This window comes from Psychromonas arctica, assembly GCF_038155225.1.
Taxonomy (GTDB): Bacteria; Pseudomonadota; Gammaproteobacteria; order Enterobacterales; family Psychromonadaceae; genus Psychromonas; species Psychromonas arctica_B.
This window is the reverse complement of sequence record NZ_JBAKBA010000013.1, coordinates 11,417-26,367: the sequence shown is the minus strand read 5'-3', so window position 1 is coordinate 26,367 and position 14,951 is coordinate 11,417. Positions and strand designations below refer to the sequence as shown.

11 protein-coding genes and 1 pseudogene are annotated in these 14,951 nt (G+C 35.3%); 4 read left to right on the top strand and 8 right to left on the bottom strand.

The window, feature by feature from the left end; all coding sequences use genetic code 11:
* Window positions 1-12 precede the first annotated feature (12 nt).
* The 6 genes and pseudogenes from V6255_RS07380 to V6255_RS07355 form a co-directional block, all read right to left on the bottom strand.
* The gene (locus tag V6255_RS07380; RefSeq protein WP_341627566.1) at window positions 13-504 is read right to left on the bottom strand and encodes a hypothetical protein; all 492 of its coding nucleotides are present in this window, start codon (window positions 502-504) and stop codon (window positions 13-15) included.
* Window positions 505-506: 2 nt separating this feature from the next.
* Entirely contained in the window at window positions 507-962 is a 456-nt protein-coding gene (locus tag V6255_RS07375) for a YHS domain-containing (seleno)protein (protein ID WP_341627565.1), read from the bottom strand.
* 249 nt (window positions 963-1,211) lie between these two features.
* Window positions 1,212-2,705 (bottom strand): sodium/proline symporter PutP, encoded by a 1,494-nt coding sequence (gene putP / locus V6255_RS07370; RefSeq protein WP_025563473.1) that lies wholly within the window; start codon window positions 2,703-2,705, stop codon window positions 1,212-1,214.
* Between the two features lie 307 nt (window positions 2,706-3,012).
* A pseudogene (locus V6255_RS07365) lies at window positions 3,013-3,966 on the bottom strand (DUF2860 domain-containing protein).
* Between the two features lie 341 nt (window positions 3,967-4,307).
* The gene (locus V6255_RS07360; protein WP_341627564.1) at window positions 4,308-4,529 is read right to left on the bottom strand and encodes a DUF3820 family protein; all 222 of its coding nucleotides are present in this window, start codon (window positions 4,527-4,529) and stop codon (window positions 4,308-4,310) included.
* Window positions 4,523-5,932, bottom strand: coding sequence for a PLP-dependent aminotransferase family protein (locus V6255_RS07355; protein WP_341627563.1), 1,410 nt, complete (start codon window positions 5,930-5,932; stop codon window positions 4,523-4,525). Before V6255_RS07355 ends, V6255_RS07360 begins: the two co-directional genes overlap by 7 nt.
* Before the next feature lie 106 nt (window positions 5,933-6,038).
* Between V6255_RS07355 and V6255_RS07350 the strand changes: the two genes are divergently transcribed.
* Both V6255_RS07350 and V6255_RS07345 read left to right on the top strand, forming a co-directional pair.
* Window positions 6,039-6,908, top strand: a complete 870-nt coding sequence (locus V6255_RS07350; protein WP_341627562.1) for an EamA family transporter — start codon at window positions 6,039-6,041, stop codon at window positions 6,906-6,908.
* A gap of 88 nt (window positions 6,909-6,996) precedes the next feature.
* The gene (locus V6255_RS07345; protein ID WP_341627561.1) at window positions 6,997-7,662 is read left to right on the top strand and encodes an HAD family phosphatase; all 666 of its coding nucleotides are present in this window, start codon (window positions 6,997-6,999) and stop codon (window positions 7,660-7,662) included.
* Between the two features lie 31 nt (window positions 7,663-7,693).
* Here the strand turns inward: V6255_RS07345 and V6255_RS07340 are convergent, their stop codons facing one another.
* A complete protein-coding gene (locus tag V6255_RS07340) occupies window positions 7,694-8,230 on the bottom strand; it encodes a lipocalin family protein (protein WP_341627560.1) in 537 nt (178 codons plus the stop codon).
* 68 nt (window positions 8,231-8,298) lie between these two features.
* A complete protein-coding gene (locus tag V6255_RS07335; protein ID WP_341627559.1) occupies window positions 8,299-9,312 on the bottom strand; it encodes an AraC family transcriptional regulator in 1,014 nt (337 codons plus the stop codon).
* Window positions 9,313-9,939: 627 nt separating this feature from the next.
* Here V6255_RS07335 and V6255_RS07330 point away from each other — a divergent pair.
* Window positions 9,940-10,920 carry a rhodanese-related sulfurtransferase gene (locus tag V6255_RS07330; protein ID WP_341627558.1) on the top strand — a complete coding sequence of 327 codons (981 nt, stop codon included), beginning with the start codon at window positions 9,940-9,942 and terminating at the stop codon, window positions 10,918-10,920.
* Between the two features lie 695 nt (window positions 10,921-11,615).
* On the top strand, window positions 11,616-14,939 hold the full coding sequence (locus V6255_RS07325; RefSeq protein ID WP_341627557.1) for an MHYT domain-containing protein: 3,324 nt from the start codon (window positions 11,616-11,618) through the stop codon (window positions 14,937-14,939).
* Window positions 14,940-14,951 lie beyond the last annotated feature (12 nt).

The following is a 14,951-nucleotide window of genomic DNA, read 5'->3' as shown; positions in this document are numbered from 1 at the left end:
GCCTTATTGATTTTATTTATTTTTATAATCACGGTAATTAGTAACAAAAAGGATAAACCCTAAGATTACGATAGAGACTGCAGTATAAAATAAACTACCGCCATCACTTTGGCCTTCATGAATAACTTCAATACCTAATGGTGTAAATAGGTGGAAGAAAGCTGCACCTGTCATCACACCACAAGCCATTAAACCACCAATCGCATGCATTAAACTACGGCTTGGTGCACATCGTAATAGGCCTATTTTTTTCAATACCCAAAATAAAGCCGGTATTAATAAAACAATTGAAGTAGTTAATTCCACAGTCCCTACTGCATAAGAGCCATAGTTTGCGAATAAGGTTCCAATGGCATTACCAAATAAACCTTGCATCCATACGCCAATCGTACCAAAAATATGCTGTGTGTCTGGATGTAACGTAAACTTATAAGGTAGCGATAATACAAAAACCTTTGCTACCCACAACACAACAACCCAACTAAAAATAGGTAATACTCTCATTTTTATTCCTTGTCTAATTTAGACCAATTAAGGTCAGCTTTTTTAATAAAACCATCTTTATCTGCAACCCATGTATCTTGAATAGATTGGTCATAATTTAAGTATAGTTTATCATTATAAACTGTCCAAAAGGCAGGTTTACCTGGAGCTGTATCATTTCCAGCCATCGCCCATGCACAATATCCACCATATTGTGGTGCATATTTTTCAGGATTATTTTTAAATAAAGCTAAATGTTCTGCACTCGAAAAGTACCAATCTGCTCCGTTATATTCTAATTGATACTTACTGCTACCTTCTACTGGTTTATTTTCAGTAAAGTAAGCAACAACATCATAACCACCAGCCGCTTTATCACTAAAGTAGCTTGTATAGACAGCATCAGCAGCATTCGCACTTTGAAACAAAGCAAAGCTCATTAATGCTATCACTTGGAAAAGAGAAAATATTTTTTTCATGTTTAGTCCCACCTTTTTTGAATTAATATATCTAACAGACCACAAAAGATACTTTTTTATTGCTAATAATAGCTAAATAATAAAAATTTATTTAAATTATTTCATTTAAACAAGATGATATAGAAAGCTTTAATGAGAAATAATAGTTAAAAGGTTGGGTAAAATTGATTAGCCTTACTTTTTAAAAGGCATAAAAAAACCTCACTTAATTACTTAAGTGAGGTTTTAGCAATAAACAAAAAGTTTAAGTTATAACACTGATAGTTTATCTTTCATTTCTTGATGTTTTGCTAAGATACTCTGACTTGGTGTTTTGCTTAACAAGCTCACAACAACAATCGCTATTAGTGCGAATATAATGCCAGGAACAATTTCATAAACATCAAACCACCCGCCCGTTAATTGTTTCCAAACAACAATAGTTACACCACCAACAAGGATTCCTGCTAAAGCGCCATAACGCGTCATACGAGACCAGTACAAGCTTAAGATAATAACTGGCCCAAATGCAGCACCAAAACCAGCCCAAGCATACGATACTAAGCCAAGCACTGAACTCTCAGGGTTAAACGCAAGTGCTAATGCAATCAGTGATAAACCAACTACCCCTAAACGCCCCACTAATACGACTTTTTCAGAACTTGCTTCAGGATTAATATGTTGTTTGTAAAAATCCTCTGCTAACGCTGAAGATGATACAAGCAACTGCGAATCAGCCGTACTCATTATTGCAGCAAGAATTGCCGCTAATAAAATACCTGCGATCACAGGATGAAACATACCATTCACTAAAATCATAAAGATAGTTTCACTATCTTCTAACACACCACCTAAGTGAGAATCTACGTAAGTGATACCGATTAACCCAACAAAAATAGCACCAATGATTGAAAGAATCGTCCAAATTACTGAGATACGACGTGCTGTTGTTAATGATTTATTACTGCTTGCAGCTTGGAAGCGCGCCAAGATATGTGGTTGTCCAAAATAACCTAAGCCCCATGCAAGTAATGAAATAATCGCGATAACACTCATTGGCGTACCGTCATTATTAGTAAAAGCATCTAATAACTCTGGATTTTTAGCCGCTAATGACGTGGTTAAATCACTTATTGAACCATCTAAAGCCAGAATCGGCACTAACATTAATGCAGCAGCCATTAATAAGCCTTGGACTAAATCGGTCCAAGATACCGCTAAGAAACCACCAAATAAAGTATAAGACACAACACAAACAGTACCGATGATAACGGCTAACTGATAGTTAAGATCAAATACAGTTTGGAATAATTTACCGCCAGCCACTAACCCAGCACTGGTATAAAAAAGGAAAAATAACAGGATAAAAAAAGCTGAAATAGTTTGTAACATTTTGCTTTTATCTTCAAAACGACGAGCAAAATAATCAGGTAAGGTTAATGAGTCATTAGTAATAATGGTATAAGTACGTAAACGTTTCGAACATATTATCCAATTTAACCAACTACCGACTAATAAACCACCAGCAAGCCAGAACGATCCATACCCTGCAACAAGAGCGTAACCAGGTAAACCAAGTAATAACCACCCACTCATATCAGATGCACCTGCTGATATAGCCGTTGGCCAAGGTCCTAGTTGACGTCCACCTAAAAAGTAATCCGAAGAATTAACGGTCTTTCTGAAAGCCCAATAACCAATACCCATCATCATTGCTAGATAAAGGATAAAAGTCCCAATAACCGCAAAATTTTGTTCTATCATAAAAATTAAACTCCTAAACACAGCCTTGTGATAATTAGTATTAATAAGAACACAATCATTCCTTAATCACAGTTCCTAACAATACCCTAACAAAATCACCAGTTGTTAATCTAGTCTATTGATATTTCACAGAGGATTAAATTTGATTAGGTTGCCTTTAACAATCTTTATACGATCTAGATCACACTTTATTTATAGATAAAAAATAACACTGACATTATGATTCAGAGATGAGAAGAATAGAGTAATCGCCAAACTTGCCTATTTCAAACGATACTCGCTCACTAATTAAGCAGTAATAAAAAGTTTAAAATTGATATGACAAGCCAGTAGAAACAATAATACTTTTGCTATCGTAAAAACTAATATCTGAGTTTTCTTGGCTATACCCTGCCATCATAGTCTAACTCCAACGATCCCAGTCAAACGGCCTTTTATAGCTATAAATAGAAAAGACACCTGCATGATTTAGATTTTGCTTAGCATCAAAAATGGGATTAATTTGCTGATACACACGAGTACCTGCATTAATCGTAGTAATTAAAGTATGTCGATCACGGAAAATCAAGATAGACAGTTGTGCTGTATATTGATCATAACTATTAGCGTTACCCTCTGCATTACGGTGAGTATATTGAAGGTTAGGTTTTAACAATATACCTTTTGCTACTGGGAATAAGGTTTCAACATCGACCCTTTGATAAAGGCTATCACGTTGTAGTGTGGCAATTTCAGCAGCATCAGTTAATTGACTTTGTCCACTGCGTTCATTATCAATACGACTACTGGCAATCGCATATTTTAACGTCAATGGACTACCAAAAATTCTCTCTACAGCAATTCGCCCTCCTCCCACTTTTTCATCGGTAGTTTGTCGGTCACTACCCACTAAAAAAGGGTCTTCCCAAGTTTCATTCAACATTGATAATTTTGGAAAAATGGCAAAGGTTAACTGAGTATCATCATTGAATTGATGAACAACACCAATCTCATATTGAAATTGTGCTGTTGAAACTTGTTCACGGCTGTTACCTAAGAAAAACTGAGTTTTAAGGCTATCTAATGTGTATTGCGCTCGACCTAATGGATAAGCCAATACAGAAGACTTCGATTGCCCACTATTATTTAAATTATTAGTGGTCTCATTATCACTGTCCGTATCAAATTGAGACTCTCCACCGCTGTAACCAACATTTACACTTAAGGTAAACTCCCACCCTGCTTCTTTACTTAACGGTTGAGCAACAATAGAGCAGCTCATTAAAGTACCTACAGTGAAACAACTTATTCCTTTTAACATGATCTTTTGTCCCTATTATTTTTTGGCCACTATTTTTTGGTCACTATTTCAGTGTTAAATAATGTAATTAATAGAATGTAATGTAGCGATGGCAGAATAAAACGATGAAACGCCTTATCATTATCATATTAGTACGTAATGAGTTCTTTAAAGTTCATCTCTTTATTTATCAGGTAGATTTTAGTCATAAAGAAGATCAACATTAACGATAGTCTAATCCTTACGACGAGAAACAAGTATCACCACTTAATAAGCCATCTAATCTTTCATTTTCCCTTTGGCTCTCTTTTTATTTTACATCATTAAGAGGGTTTAATTAATGGTGCCAGCATTGTCTCCAAGCCATTTAATTTAACTTCATACATCAAAGCTAATTGTTCGCCTAATTTGCCTTCAGGAAAACCTTTACCATGAAACCACACTAAATAAGGTTCAGGTAAATGGATCAGCTTTCGGCCTGCGTATTTGCCAAATGGCATCGTTTGGTTAATCGCATCACTAAGGGCTTTAGGGTTATCTAACATGTTGTATCCTCTGAACAAATTTTAACTAATTTAATTAAATGATTTAATTGTAATTTAACCTCTGCAGCAGTCATACTAAAACCAATATTCAATCTAAAGCAATGTGGGTACAAGCCTAACGTACTAAAGCTATCGCCCACACGTATATCTAGTTTCTTTTGAATGCCAAGCTCTCTTAATTTAGACGTATTAAGATCAGCAACCTCAATCCATAAAACAAAACCACCAACAGGTTGACTAATTTTACTGTTAACGGGTAAATGCTGTTGTAAATAAGCAATAAATTGCAATGTTTGTTGATGTAAGTGTAAGCGTACTTTTTTAAGGTGGTTTATATAATCACCGCGTTGAATAAAATCAGCAATAGCAAGCTGTAGTGGAGATGTCACACCTTGATTTGCAAATAAACGTTGTTGTAAATAAGCCTGTAAATACCGCCCTGGTAAACACCAGCCTAAACGATAACCTGCCGCAATAGTTTTAGAAATAGAACCACACCACAGGATATAACCCTCTCGATCCCAATGTTTTGCAGGTAATGGAATCACCTTTTCATAACCTAACTCAAGATAAACATCATCTTCGATAATGGGAATTTTATACTGAGTCGCTAATTCAACAAGTTTTTGCTTTTGCAGCGAACTCATTGACGTACCTTGTGGGTTCATGTGTGAAGTACAAAACAAACCTGCTTTTATCGCCCCTAATTGCATCTGCTTTTGTAATTGTTCAAGATCAATACCCTCGACAACCGAAGGGATCTCAACCACACGCCGCCCCATCACACCTAATAACTCTAATAAACCAGAAAAACACGGTGAACTGATAGCAATAGCATCACCGGTTTCTGTGGTGATTTCAATGGCTGTTCTAATCGCATCTAAACAACCATGTGTGATCACACACTCTGCAGCAGGAAAGTGAAAATCAACCGTTTTAAAGTGCTCACTCAAGTTATCACGTAATATTATTTCTCCTTGTGGATTAGGGTAATGGCTAAGTCGATTACCTTGTTGTTTCATTGCTCGCCGAAAGCTTTGTTGTAGTTTATCCACAGGTATTAAATTGGGATCGTAACGTGCAATGCCAAATGGACAGGGATCAACAAACGGATTATACAAAGCAGGTAATTGCGGCTGTGTAATAGCACTTTGAAAGCGAATAAAAGTAGGCGTTTGCGGTTTTTCAACTAACAATGATTTTTTAGCGACGTAATACCCTGACTGTGGTTTTGCTAGTAACCATCCCAAAGACTCTAAATATTGATAGCAATTTAACGCCGTTGTCATGCTGACATTATGTAATTTTTTAAAGTTACGTAATGAAGGCATTTTACTGTTTACAGTAAGTTGTCCAGATTCAATCTGTTGCACACATTGTTTAGCTAATTGTTTATAACGCATAAATTGTACCGCTTTATTTTAAGTTTTTTGTATCTGTTATCTTTTTTAGTTTGTTTGATAATACACATAAGCGCAAGAACACATTAGGTAAACTAAAGGGTCAGTAATGAAAAAGAACGATTTGATACTAGGTATTTTAATCATGGTTGTCTGGGGGTTAAATTTCTCAGTGATCAAGTTAGGCGTAAACGAAATTGATCCTTTGTTATTAACGGCATTAAGGTTCACTTTAGCAACATTACCCGCTATATTTTTTGTCAAAAAACCAGATGTCTCATGGTGGTACCTGATCGTTTATGGCTGGTTATTCGCGATTGGTATTTGGGGCATGGCTACGTGGTCTATCCAAGCAGGGTTAAGCGCCGGTATGGCCTCTGTTTTATTACAGATGAACGTCGTATTTGGTTTATTCTTAGGTTGTTTTTTATTAAAAGAGCCGCTTCCTCTCAATAAAGTGATTGGTAGTGGTATTGCTTTAGCAGGTTTATTATTAAGTTTAACCGTAACAGATGGTTCAGTAACGCAATTAGGACTCATGCTAATTTTATTCGCTGCTATATCGTGGAGTTTAGCGAGTATTACGGTTAAAAAAGCAGGCACAAAACAGGTCTTTGCATTTAGTTTATGGGCAATGGCTTTTGCGCCTATTCCTCTATTCTTAATCGTCTACTTTCAATCAGGTAGTGATGCTTTCGTACAATTATCAACACAGTTTAATGAGCGTATTATTTTCTCTGTTTTATTTCAAGCATATCCGGTAACTTTATTGGGCTATTGGATTTGGAACCGACTACTAGTTACCTATCCACTAACGACTGTGGCCCCACTGACCTTACTCGTTCCTATTTTTGGTTTATTAGGAGGTGTTTTGTTTTATCAAGAAGAAGTTGGAATAATTAAGTTAGTTGCAAGTTTGTGTGTGATCAGTGGCATTTTAATTGGCTTTGCTAATGTTAGAAAACTTAAGAAAATTTAAAAGTAGAGACCATTAATAATCACTCACTTTATAGATCATAAAAAATAGGTACACTAGCTCGCAATGTTAATTATTGATTGAGAAGTTTATGTCCTACCAAGCTGCTATTTTTGATATGGATGGCCTACTACTAGATACCGAACGTGTTTGTATGCAAGCTTTCGAGCAAGCTTGTGTACAACTATCACTGCCTTTTGTTAAAAGTGCTTATTTGAAAATCATTGGCCGTAATGCCAAAGGGATTGAAGAAGCAATTATGTCTCATTATGCACAGTACATTGAGTATGCTCCTTTACGTAAAGCTTGGATGGATGGTTACTGGCCAGTAGTAGAGAATCAAGCTATTCCTGTAAAATCTGGCGTCATTGATTTACTAGAATGGTTGAAAGCACAAAACATTCCCGTGGCTGTTGCGACTTCAACACACAATAAGTTAGCAGCGACTAAGTTAAGATTGGCTAAAATAGATCATTATTTTGAACATATCAGTAGTGGTTGCGAAGTCACTCATGGCAAACCACACCCTGAGATTTTTTTGTTAGCAGCAAAACGTTTAAATGTTCCAGCAGAACAATGCTTAGCTTTTGAAGATTCAAGTAATGGGGTTTTATCAGCGCTAGCTGCAAAAATGCAAGTTTACCAAGTCCCTGACCTAGTCATACCAGATCAGGAAATCATTGCTTTAGGCCATCAAATTCAACCATCACTTGATGTTGTTTTAACTCAGCTTAAACAGCAGAAAAAAGCTGATTAATGATGAAAGCACCTGCTGTATGATAGGTGCTTTATTTGGTGCCTGTATTGGTTGGCATTTGATCAACAAAAATAAGTTGCTCGGTTGAAAAACCATATTCAGCGGCAGTATTAATAAAGTCTTGTTTCACTTCATCACTTACCTGTGGCGTACGAGATAACAACCATAGATATTCATGGTTATAGCTACTAATAAAAGCATACTGGTAATTTACTTGGTCCATTTTAAAAATAATATACGAACCATAAAATGGGCCAAAGAAAGACACTTTTAAGTGGCCAGTGCTTTTATCATCAACAAAGTACGCTTTACCAACCGCTTCTTTCCATTCTTTATCTTCTGCAGAGTATCCTTTGTTAACGACTTTAATGCCGCCATCATCACGCATTGAATAAGTCGCTGAAACTTGTTCAAGTCCACGTTCAAAGGAATGGTCTAAACGTGCTATTTCAAACCAAGTCCCTAAGTAACGCTCACTTTCAAAATTTTTAACGGCTTTCATACCATCTGGAACGCCTGTACAAGCTGTTTGTAATAAAATTGCTGCGATTAATAATAAGAATTTCATTTTTACCCCCTAATAATTAAGCCATCATAGATTTATATAGCTTAGTACGTATTAGTCTCAGATAAAGCTCACCATGACACATTCTTTTTCAATAATTCTATATTGCGCAAGCGTATATATTCTCTTGGCGTAATGCCACTCCAACGTTTGAAAGCGCGTACAAAATTATTGGCATGAGTATAAGAAAGCTTTTCGGCTAATACCTCATAATCATGTATATCTTGCTCAATCAAATCACATGCTTGCTGAAAACGTACTTCATCGAATACCTGCCGTAATGAAGTACCTTGAGCATGTAACTTTCTTTTTAAAGTGCGAACACTCGTATTTAAAATAGAAGCTATATTTTCAGCTAACCATCCTTGTCCAAAGTAATTTTGCCTTAGGAGTAACTTAAAACCTTGTACAAAAGAGTCTGGAATATAATCAAGGCCAGACGGCTTAGAAAGCTTGTTTTCTAATGAACGTTCCTTTAAGAAGATATGATCGATTGCAATAGCAGAATAGGGTTGCCCTAATGTAATGTCAGCGTTTTTAAAAAAACGAGACTGCTCTATTCCAATTGCTTGATTATCTTGTAGCTTTATTTGTTTTGGGAGCCAACCGGGGCCTGCATAATGTTCGATTAACATACAAATCAAAATCATTACATGTTGTTCAACTTGCCATTGGTTATCTTTAACATAAGGGTGTTGAGGACGACAAATCCAAATGCACTGTTCGCTTTCTTTGATCCAAAAATAGTTATTATTATGGTGCAAACTAATTTCTTGGATTAAAAATTGTAAGGCCTGATAAAGATTCTCTGCTTTTAACAGTTGCTCAGTGAATTCACCATATTCTGACAAATGGCTCTGTTCTGTTAAAGACGTCGCTAAGTGTGGCATATTATTGAACTCAGCAGCGAGTTCTAAAAAGTGCCAGACTTTATTTTCTAGAATCAATTGGTTAGGTTCTATTAATAAATCTAGGCTTAACTCTGCTTGCTCAAGCAAAGACTCTACTGGCATCGATAAAGTTTGCATATACTGAATAACAGGACTTAGGTGACTTGCTCTAATCAAATGTAATCGCGTTGGCATTTTACCCCTCCATGTTGATGAATCAGAATTTACTTTTTAAGTAAAAAGCGTATTAAGCGCTAAAGCAGTATAAACATTAATTGTTAATCCTCTATCGATTAATACCTCAAAAAGGGTAATTTTATTTAAAATTGACCATTAACTTTCATTTTTGTCATCTTGATCGTTTAAAACACCTTGTAGTTGAAAATAATTATTAATATCAAATAAAAACAAGGTATTAGACAATAATGGAGAAAACCCCCTTTAGCTTGATCAATAAGGATAGGTTATAAAATAGAAGCCTTTATCTTTTTTCATTAATGCAGGAAAAACCTATCATTGGGCCGATAACGCATAAGAGGCTGCTTAAAAGAATCAACAATCCATCGATTGATTAACTTAAATAAGAAGAAATAACATTGAATACTTGAAAATATATCATCACAAAAAAAGTGTTTAGTGCGGTAAGGAGTTATCTTAAAACATGTTACGTTTCAAACGTTAACCCAAAGAAGCTAGTAATCTCAAGGCTTCTAGGCACATTGATTGATAGGATAAAAACAATATAAAAATTGCTTATAGCATTTCTATTCGTATAATGCGTTGCTAAATTTACGTTTCAGTTCGTAGAACGAGGAAAAAAACATGTCAAATACTGTTGTTTGTGCTTTATATAGGTTTGTTGATCTAGCAAATTACGAAGAGATCCAAACCCCACTACTTAATATATTAAATGCAAACCAAGTTAAAGGCACTTTATTGTTAGCAAGTGAAGGTATTAACGGTACGATCGCTGGCGATCAAGAGGGTATCGATAATGTGCTCAACTGGTTAAAATTTGATCCTCGTTTAGCTGAGCTAACGGCGAAGTTTTCATTTGATACAGAAAATCCTTTTTACCGTACTAAAGTAAAACTGAAAAAAGAAATCGTGACAATGGGTATCGAAGGTATTGACCCAAATCGTGTCGTAGGTACTTACGTAAAACCAAAAGATTGGAATGCCTTAATAAGCGACCCTGAGGTTTTATTAGTTGATACACGTAACGATTACGAAATCAGTATTGGTACTTTTGAAAATGCAGTTGACCCAAAAACAACTAATTTCCGTGAATTTCCAAAATACGTAAAAGAAAATCTTGATCCTGCAAAACATAAAAAAGTAGCTATGTTTTGTACTGGTGGCATTCGTTGTGAAAAATCAACAGCTTACTTGAAGGAACAAGGTTTTGATGAAGTTTATCACCTTGAAGGTGGCGTGCTTAAGTATCTTGAAGAAGTGCCTGAAGAAGAAACCATGTGGAAAGGTGAGTGTTTTGTCTTTGATAATCGCGTATCTGTTAATCACCAACTAGAAAAAGGTCAATACGACCAATGCCATGGTTGCCGTTTACCTATTACTGAAGAAGATAAGAAGTCAGAAAAGTACATGCAAGGTGTTAGTTGTCATCAATGTCACGACAACATATCTGAAGAGCAAAAACAGCGTTTCCTAGAACGTGAAAAACAAATCCGTTTATCACTTGAACGTGGACAAGCGCACATTGGTTCGGAAGCGGTAACGCAGCTAGAAGAAAATAAAGCCAAAAAACAAGCTCAAAAAGAACAACAACGCGAAAAAGTATAGCTTATAAATTAATACCAACAGTTAGCCTTAACTGTTGGTAGCTTCCTGCATATGCTATACCAATCAAACTCATTAACTGATCTATTTTACTTGTTAAAACAACTTATTTTTTCGTTGTAAACTTCGTAAATGAAACAACCATTTAGCTCAATTTATGCCTTAAACTAAGTCATTTTCCCTGCGAAAAACTTAGAACACTTATTGAATGTAATTAGTATTACCTTCCCTAGATTTAGATATCACCTTCTGTATCATCATTTGAAAACAGCAACACTATCGCTCTAACCACGATAAGTCATACTAAGATTAAATTAATATTTTGAATTTTTGCTTAATAAGTAAACCACTACTACAGTCTCTAGCCATTAAATTATTAGTTTTATTGAAACAAACCAATAATGACAACAAATATAAATAACAATTTCATCATAAACCATAAAAATACATCAAAAACACTCAATAAAATTCAACTTTATTGAAAGATCGCCGATAGTAGTAAAATAGAACTCAATTCAAATAATAAAAAATAAGTTCTTAGTGAAAAATATGAGCCAATAACACCTCTTTTTACGTATTTTTAATAAATACTTATTTTCATCAATAATATCGATCTGCTATTTAATGACATTTGCATAAATAACTTATCCTTTTTATAAAAATAAAATGTCTTTTAATATAATAGTGGTACTTAATATATGTTAGAACAGATCCTAGAGATTTTTCATTATAATCAATCCAGCTTATTTGTACTCTCAAAGTACAATCCATGGCTTGTTTTATTATCAATATCTATTGCTATTCTTGCTTCTTTTATGGGCTTTCAAGTTGCACATCAAGCACAAGATGCAGCGCCTCTACGTAAAAAGATATCTCTTATCATTGGTAGTATCGTTTTGGGCGGTGGTGTTTGGTCAATGCATTTCCTTGGCATGTTGGCACTCGATCTTTGTACTAATATAACCTATCAAATAGATACGACGCTAATCTCTGTTCTCCCTTCGATAGCAGCATCTTGGGTAACACTTAATTTAATAACTCGTAAAGAAATAAAGGGTTGTCAATTAGTGTTTGGGGGAATATTGGTTGGTTCAGGTATCGGTGCGATGCATTATATTGGAATGGCAGCGATGGAAATGGCGCCGTTGCTACGATACGACCCTCTTATGTTTATCATTTCTATTTTAGTAGCTGTTGTTCTTGCCATATTAGCGTTATGGATCAGCTTTGGCTTAGATAAGCATAATGCTCCTCGCTTTAACAAAAATATAAAAATAGCTATTTCAAGCTGCGTTATGGGTGCAGCCATTACTGGTATGCATTATGTTGGCATGGTTGCGGCTCGCTTTGTATTACCACCAGGCATGGAGCTTTCTGAGCAAACAAGTGAAATTTCTACGATATTAGCGTTAATTGTGACTGGTATTACTGTTGTCGTTATCTTTATTGTTTTAGGTGCGAATATCATTTTTCGCCATAAAGATATTTCAACAAAAGCGATGAATAATGAACGTCGTTTAATTGCGACAATGAATACTGCGATAGATGGCATCATAACTATTGATTCAAAAGGTATTATTATTAGTGTGAATAAGGCTGTATCTATTCTATTAGGTTGGCAATCAGAAGAGCTTGTTGGCAATAACGTTAAAATGATTGTGCCAGTTCCTTATCAAAATGGTCATGATCAATTCATTGATAATTACTTACAAACTCGAGAAGCTAAAATAATAGGCGAAGATAGGGAAGTAGAAGCGCTTGCTAAAGACAATGAAAAGATTCCCGTTCGCCTAGGTATCGGACATATAGAATTAAATAACCAACACATGTTTGTTGCCTTTATTTCAGACCTACGTGAGCGAAAAGCAATGGAAAGCTCATTGCGCAACAAAGAAGCTAAAATACGCTCTTTAGTGGCTAATATTCCAGGTATTGCCTATCGCCACTTAGATACTCCTGGTTGGCCAAGTGTGTTTATTAATGACGAAGTAGAGAAAATGCTGGGTTATCCTGCTGAAGACTTTTTATTACCTAATGCTAAACGGACTATTGCCGACTTTGTGCATCCTGACGATATGCAAATTATCCTTGATACTGACTTATATCATCCAGATGGTTATCAACTTGAGGTAAGAATTATTGACCGTTATAAAAATATAAAATGGATACTCGGCTACGGTAGAGCTGTAAAAGGAGAGAAACCTGATGAAAGATATTTTGACGGTTTTATTATGGATATTAGTGATCGTAAAAAAATGGAATCTGCATTAATTTCAGCAAAAGAAAAAGCAGAACAAGCCGCGGCAACACGCGCAGCCTTTTTAGCGAACATGAGCCATGAAATACGCACCCCAATGAATGCGATTATCGGCTTTAGTGATATTTTGTTAGATGAAAAACTGGATAATAATCAAAGAAAACAACTTAATACGATTAACCAGTCTGCAAAATCACTGCTACATATTCTTAATGATGTACTTGATAGTGCAAAATTAGACAAAGGTAAATTCCAATTAGAATACCGTGACTTTTATTTAGTGGAAGAAGTCGATTCAGTGGTATCGACTTTGTGGTTACAAGCACAACATAAAGGTTTACAAATTAACCTTAATATAGACAAAGATGCACAATGCTTCTATAACGGTGTGCCTGATAGATTAAGACAAGTGCTTACAAATATCATGGGAAATTCGATCAAGTTTACAGAAGCAGGCAGTGTAACTATTGCCATAAAAAATACTCAGTTAGGCTTTTTGCACTTTGCTATTTCTGATACTGGTATTGGCATGACGCAAGCTCAATTAGACTCTGTATTTGAACCCTTTGCACAAGCAGATGAGTCAATGAGTCGTCGCTTTGGTGGAACAGGTTTAGGCACAACCATTAGTAAACAGTTAATTGAACTAATGGGAGGAACTATCTCTGCTACAAGTGAGAAAGGTAAAGGCTCAACTTTTGAATTTAGTATTCCACTTAAATTAGCTAATGTCCCTACTCAATCAAAGTTGAAAGAAATTTATACTGAATTACCACAACTCAGCATATTAATCGTTGATGATATTGAACAAAATATTGATTTAATGAGTTTAATATTAAAACGTAATAACCACTCTTTTTCAGTTGCAAGAAACGGTGAACAAGCACTGCATAAAATGGAAAATGAACGTTTTGATATTGTGTTAATGGATATCCAAATGCCCGTCATGGATGGGCTAACAGCTTCAAAGAAAAGACGTGAATATGAAGTAGAAAATGGACTCCCTAGACTGCCTATTATTGCTTTAACAGCGAGCGTATTGCCTCAAGATAGAAAATCAGCTGGAGAATCAGGTATGGATGGTTTTGCTAACAAGCCAATCGATCTTCGCCAATTATTAAATGAAATAGCAAGAGTATTAACCTTAAACAAAGCAATAGTTAATGTGAATGAGAATAAACCAACACAACAAGTATCGATTAATATTGAGAAAGGAATTGATTTATGGGGTTCAAAAACAACGTTATTTAGCGAAATAGTACAATTTTTAAGCCAATCTAAAGCTAATATTTCAGCACTACCACAACTCATAAAAAATGCAGAATGGGAATCAATAGAAAGTACTGCCCACAAATATAAAGGAGCAGCTGGAAACCTCGCATTAAACCGATTGATGCTAGCATTGACCTCGTTAGAAGATGCAAGTCGTAAACATAAAGAAAAAGAAGCACTAGCATCGCTTGAAAGTATTGAACTTGAAATTAATTCAATCACTGAATGTACTAAAAAAATGAGTACCAGAACGTATCAAGAAGTGAAACTAGAGAATACTTCCCATGAAGTGTTACTGGAAACACTATTAAAGCTTAAAGTTTCTGTTGATAATAATGAATTTGATGATGATCAGTTAGATATATTACAAGCTGTTCGTTCTGATTATAATAAAGACATTGAATCTATCATTACCGCATGTAATGACTTTGATTTTGAATTAGCCTTGAGTCATATTAAAGTGCTTATTCAATCGCTAAAATCTTCTGTTTAAACAAGTGTAGAT

Bases quoted from the DNA above. Each gene is read 5' to 3' on its own strand.
- V6255_RS07335 (WP_341627559.1), bottom strand. From the start codon at position 9,312: ATGCCAACGCGATTACATTTGATTAGAGCAAGTCACCTAAGTCCTGTT.
- V6255_RS07360 (WP_341627564.1), bottom strand. From the start codon at position 4,529: ATGTTAGATAACCCTAAAGCCCTTAGTGATGCGATTAACCAAACGATG.
- V6255_RS07325 (WP_341627557.1), top strand. From the start codon at position 11,616: ATGTTAGAACAGATCCTAGAGATTTTTCATTATAATCAATCCAGCTTA.
- V6255_RS07330 (WP_341627558.1), top strand. From the start codon at position 9,940: ATGTCAAATACTGTTGTTTGTGCTTTATATAGGTTTGTTGATCTAGCA.
- V6255_RS07355 (WP_341627563.1), bottom strand. From the start codon at position 5,932: ATGCGTTATAAACAATTAGCTAAACAATGTGTGCAACAGATTGAATCT.
- V6255_RS07350 (WP_341627562.1), top strand. From the start codon at position 6,039: ATGAAAAAGAACGATTTGATACTAGGTATTTTAATCATGGTTGTCTGG.
- V6255_RS07340 (WP_341627560.1), bottom strand. From the start codon at position 8,230: ATGAAATTCTTATTATTAATCGCAGCAATTTTATTACAAACAGCTTGT.
- V6255_RS07375 (WP_341627565.1), bottom strand. From the start codon at position 962: ATGAAAAAAATATTTTCTCTTTTCCAAGTGATAGCATTAATGAGCTTT.
- V6255_RS07380 (WP_341627566.1), bottom strand. From the start codon at position 504: ATGAGAGTATTACCTATTTTTAGTTGGGTTGTTGTGTTGTGGGTAGCA.
- V6255_RS07345 (WP_341627561.1), top strand. From the start codon at position 6,997: ATGTCCTACCAAGCTGCTATTTTTGATATGGATGGCCTACTACTAGAT.
- putP (WP_025563473.1), bottom strand. From the start codon at position 2,705: ATGATAGAACAAAATTTTGCGGTTATTGGGACTTTTATCCTTTATCTA.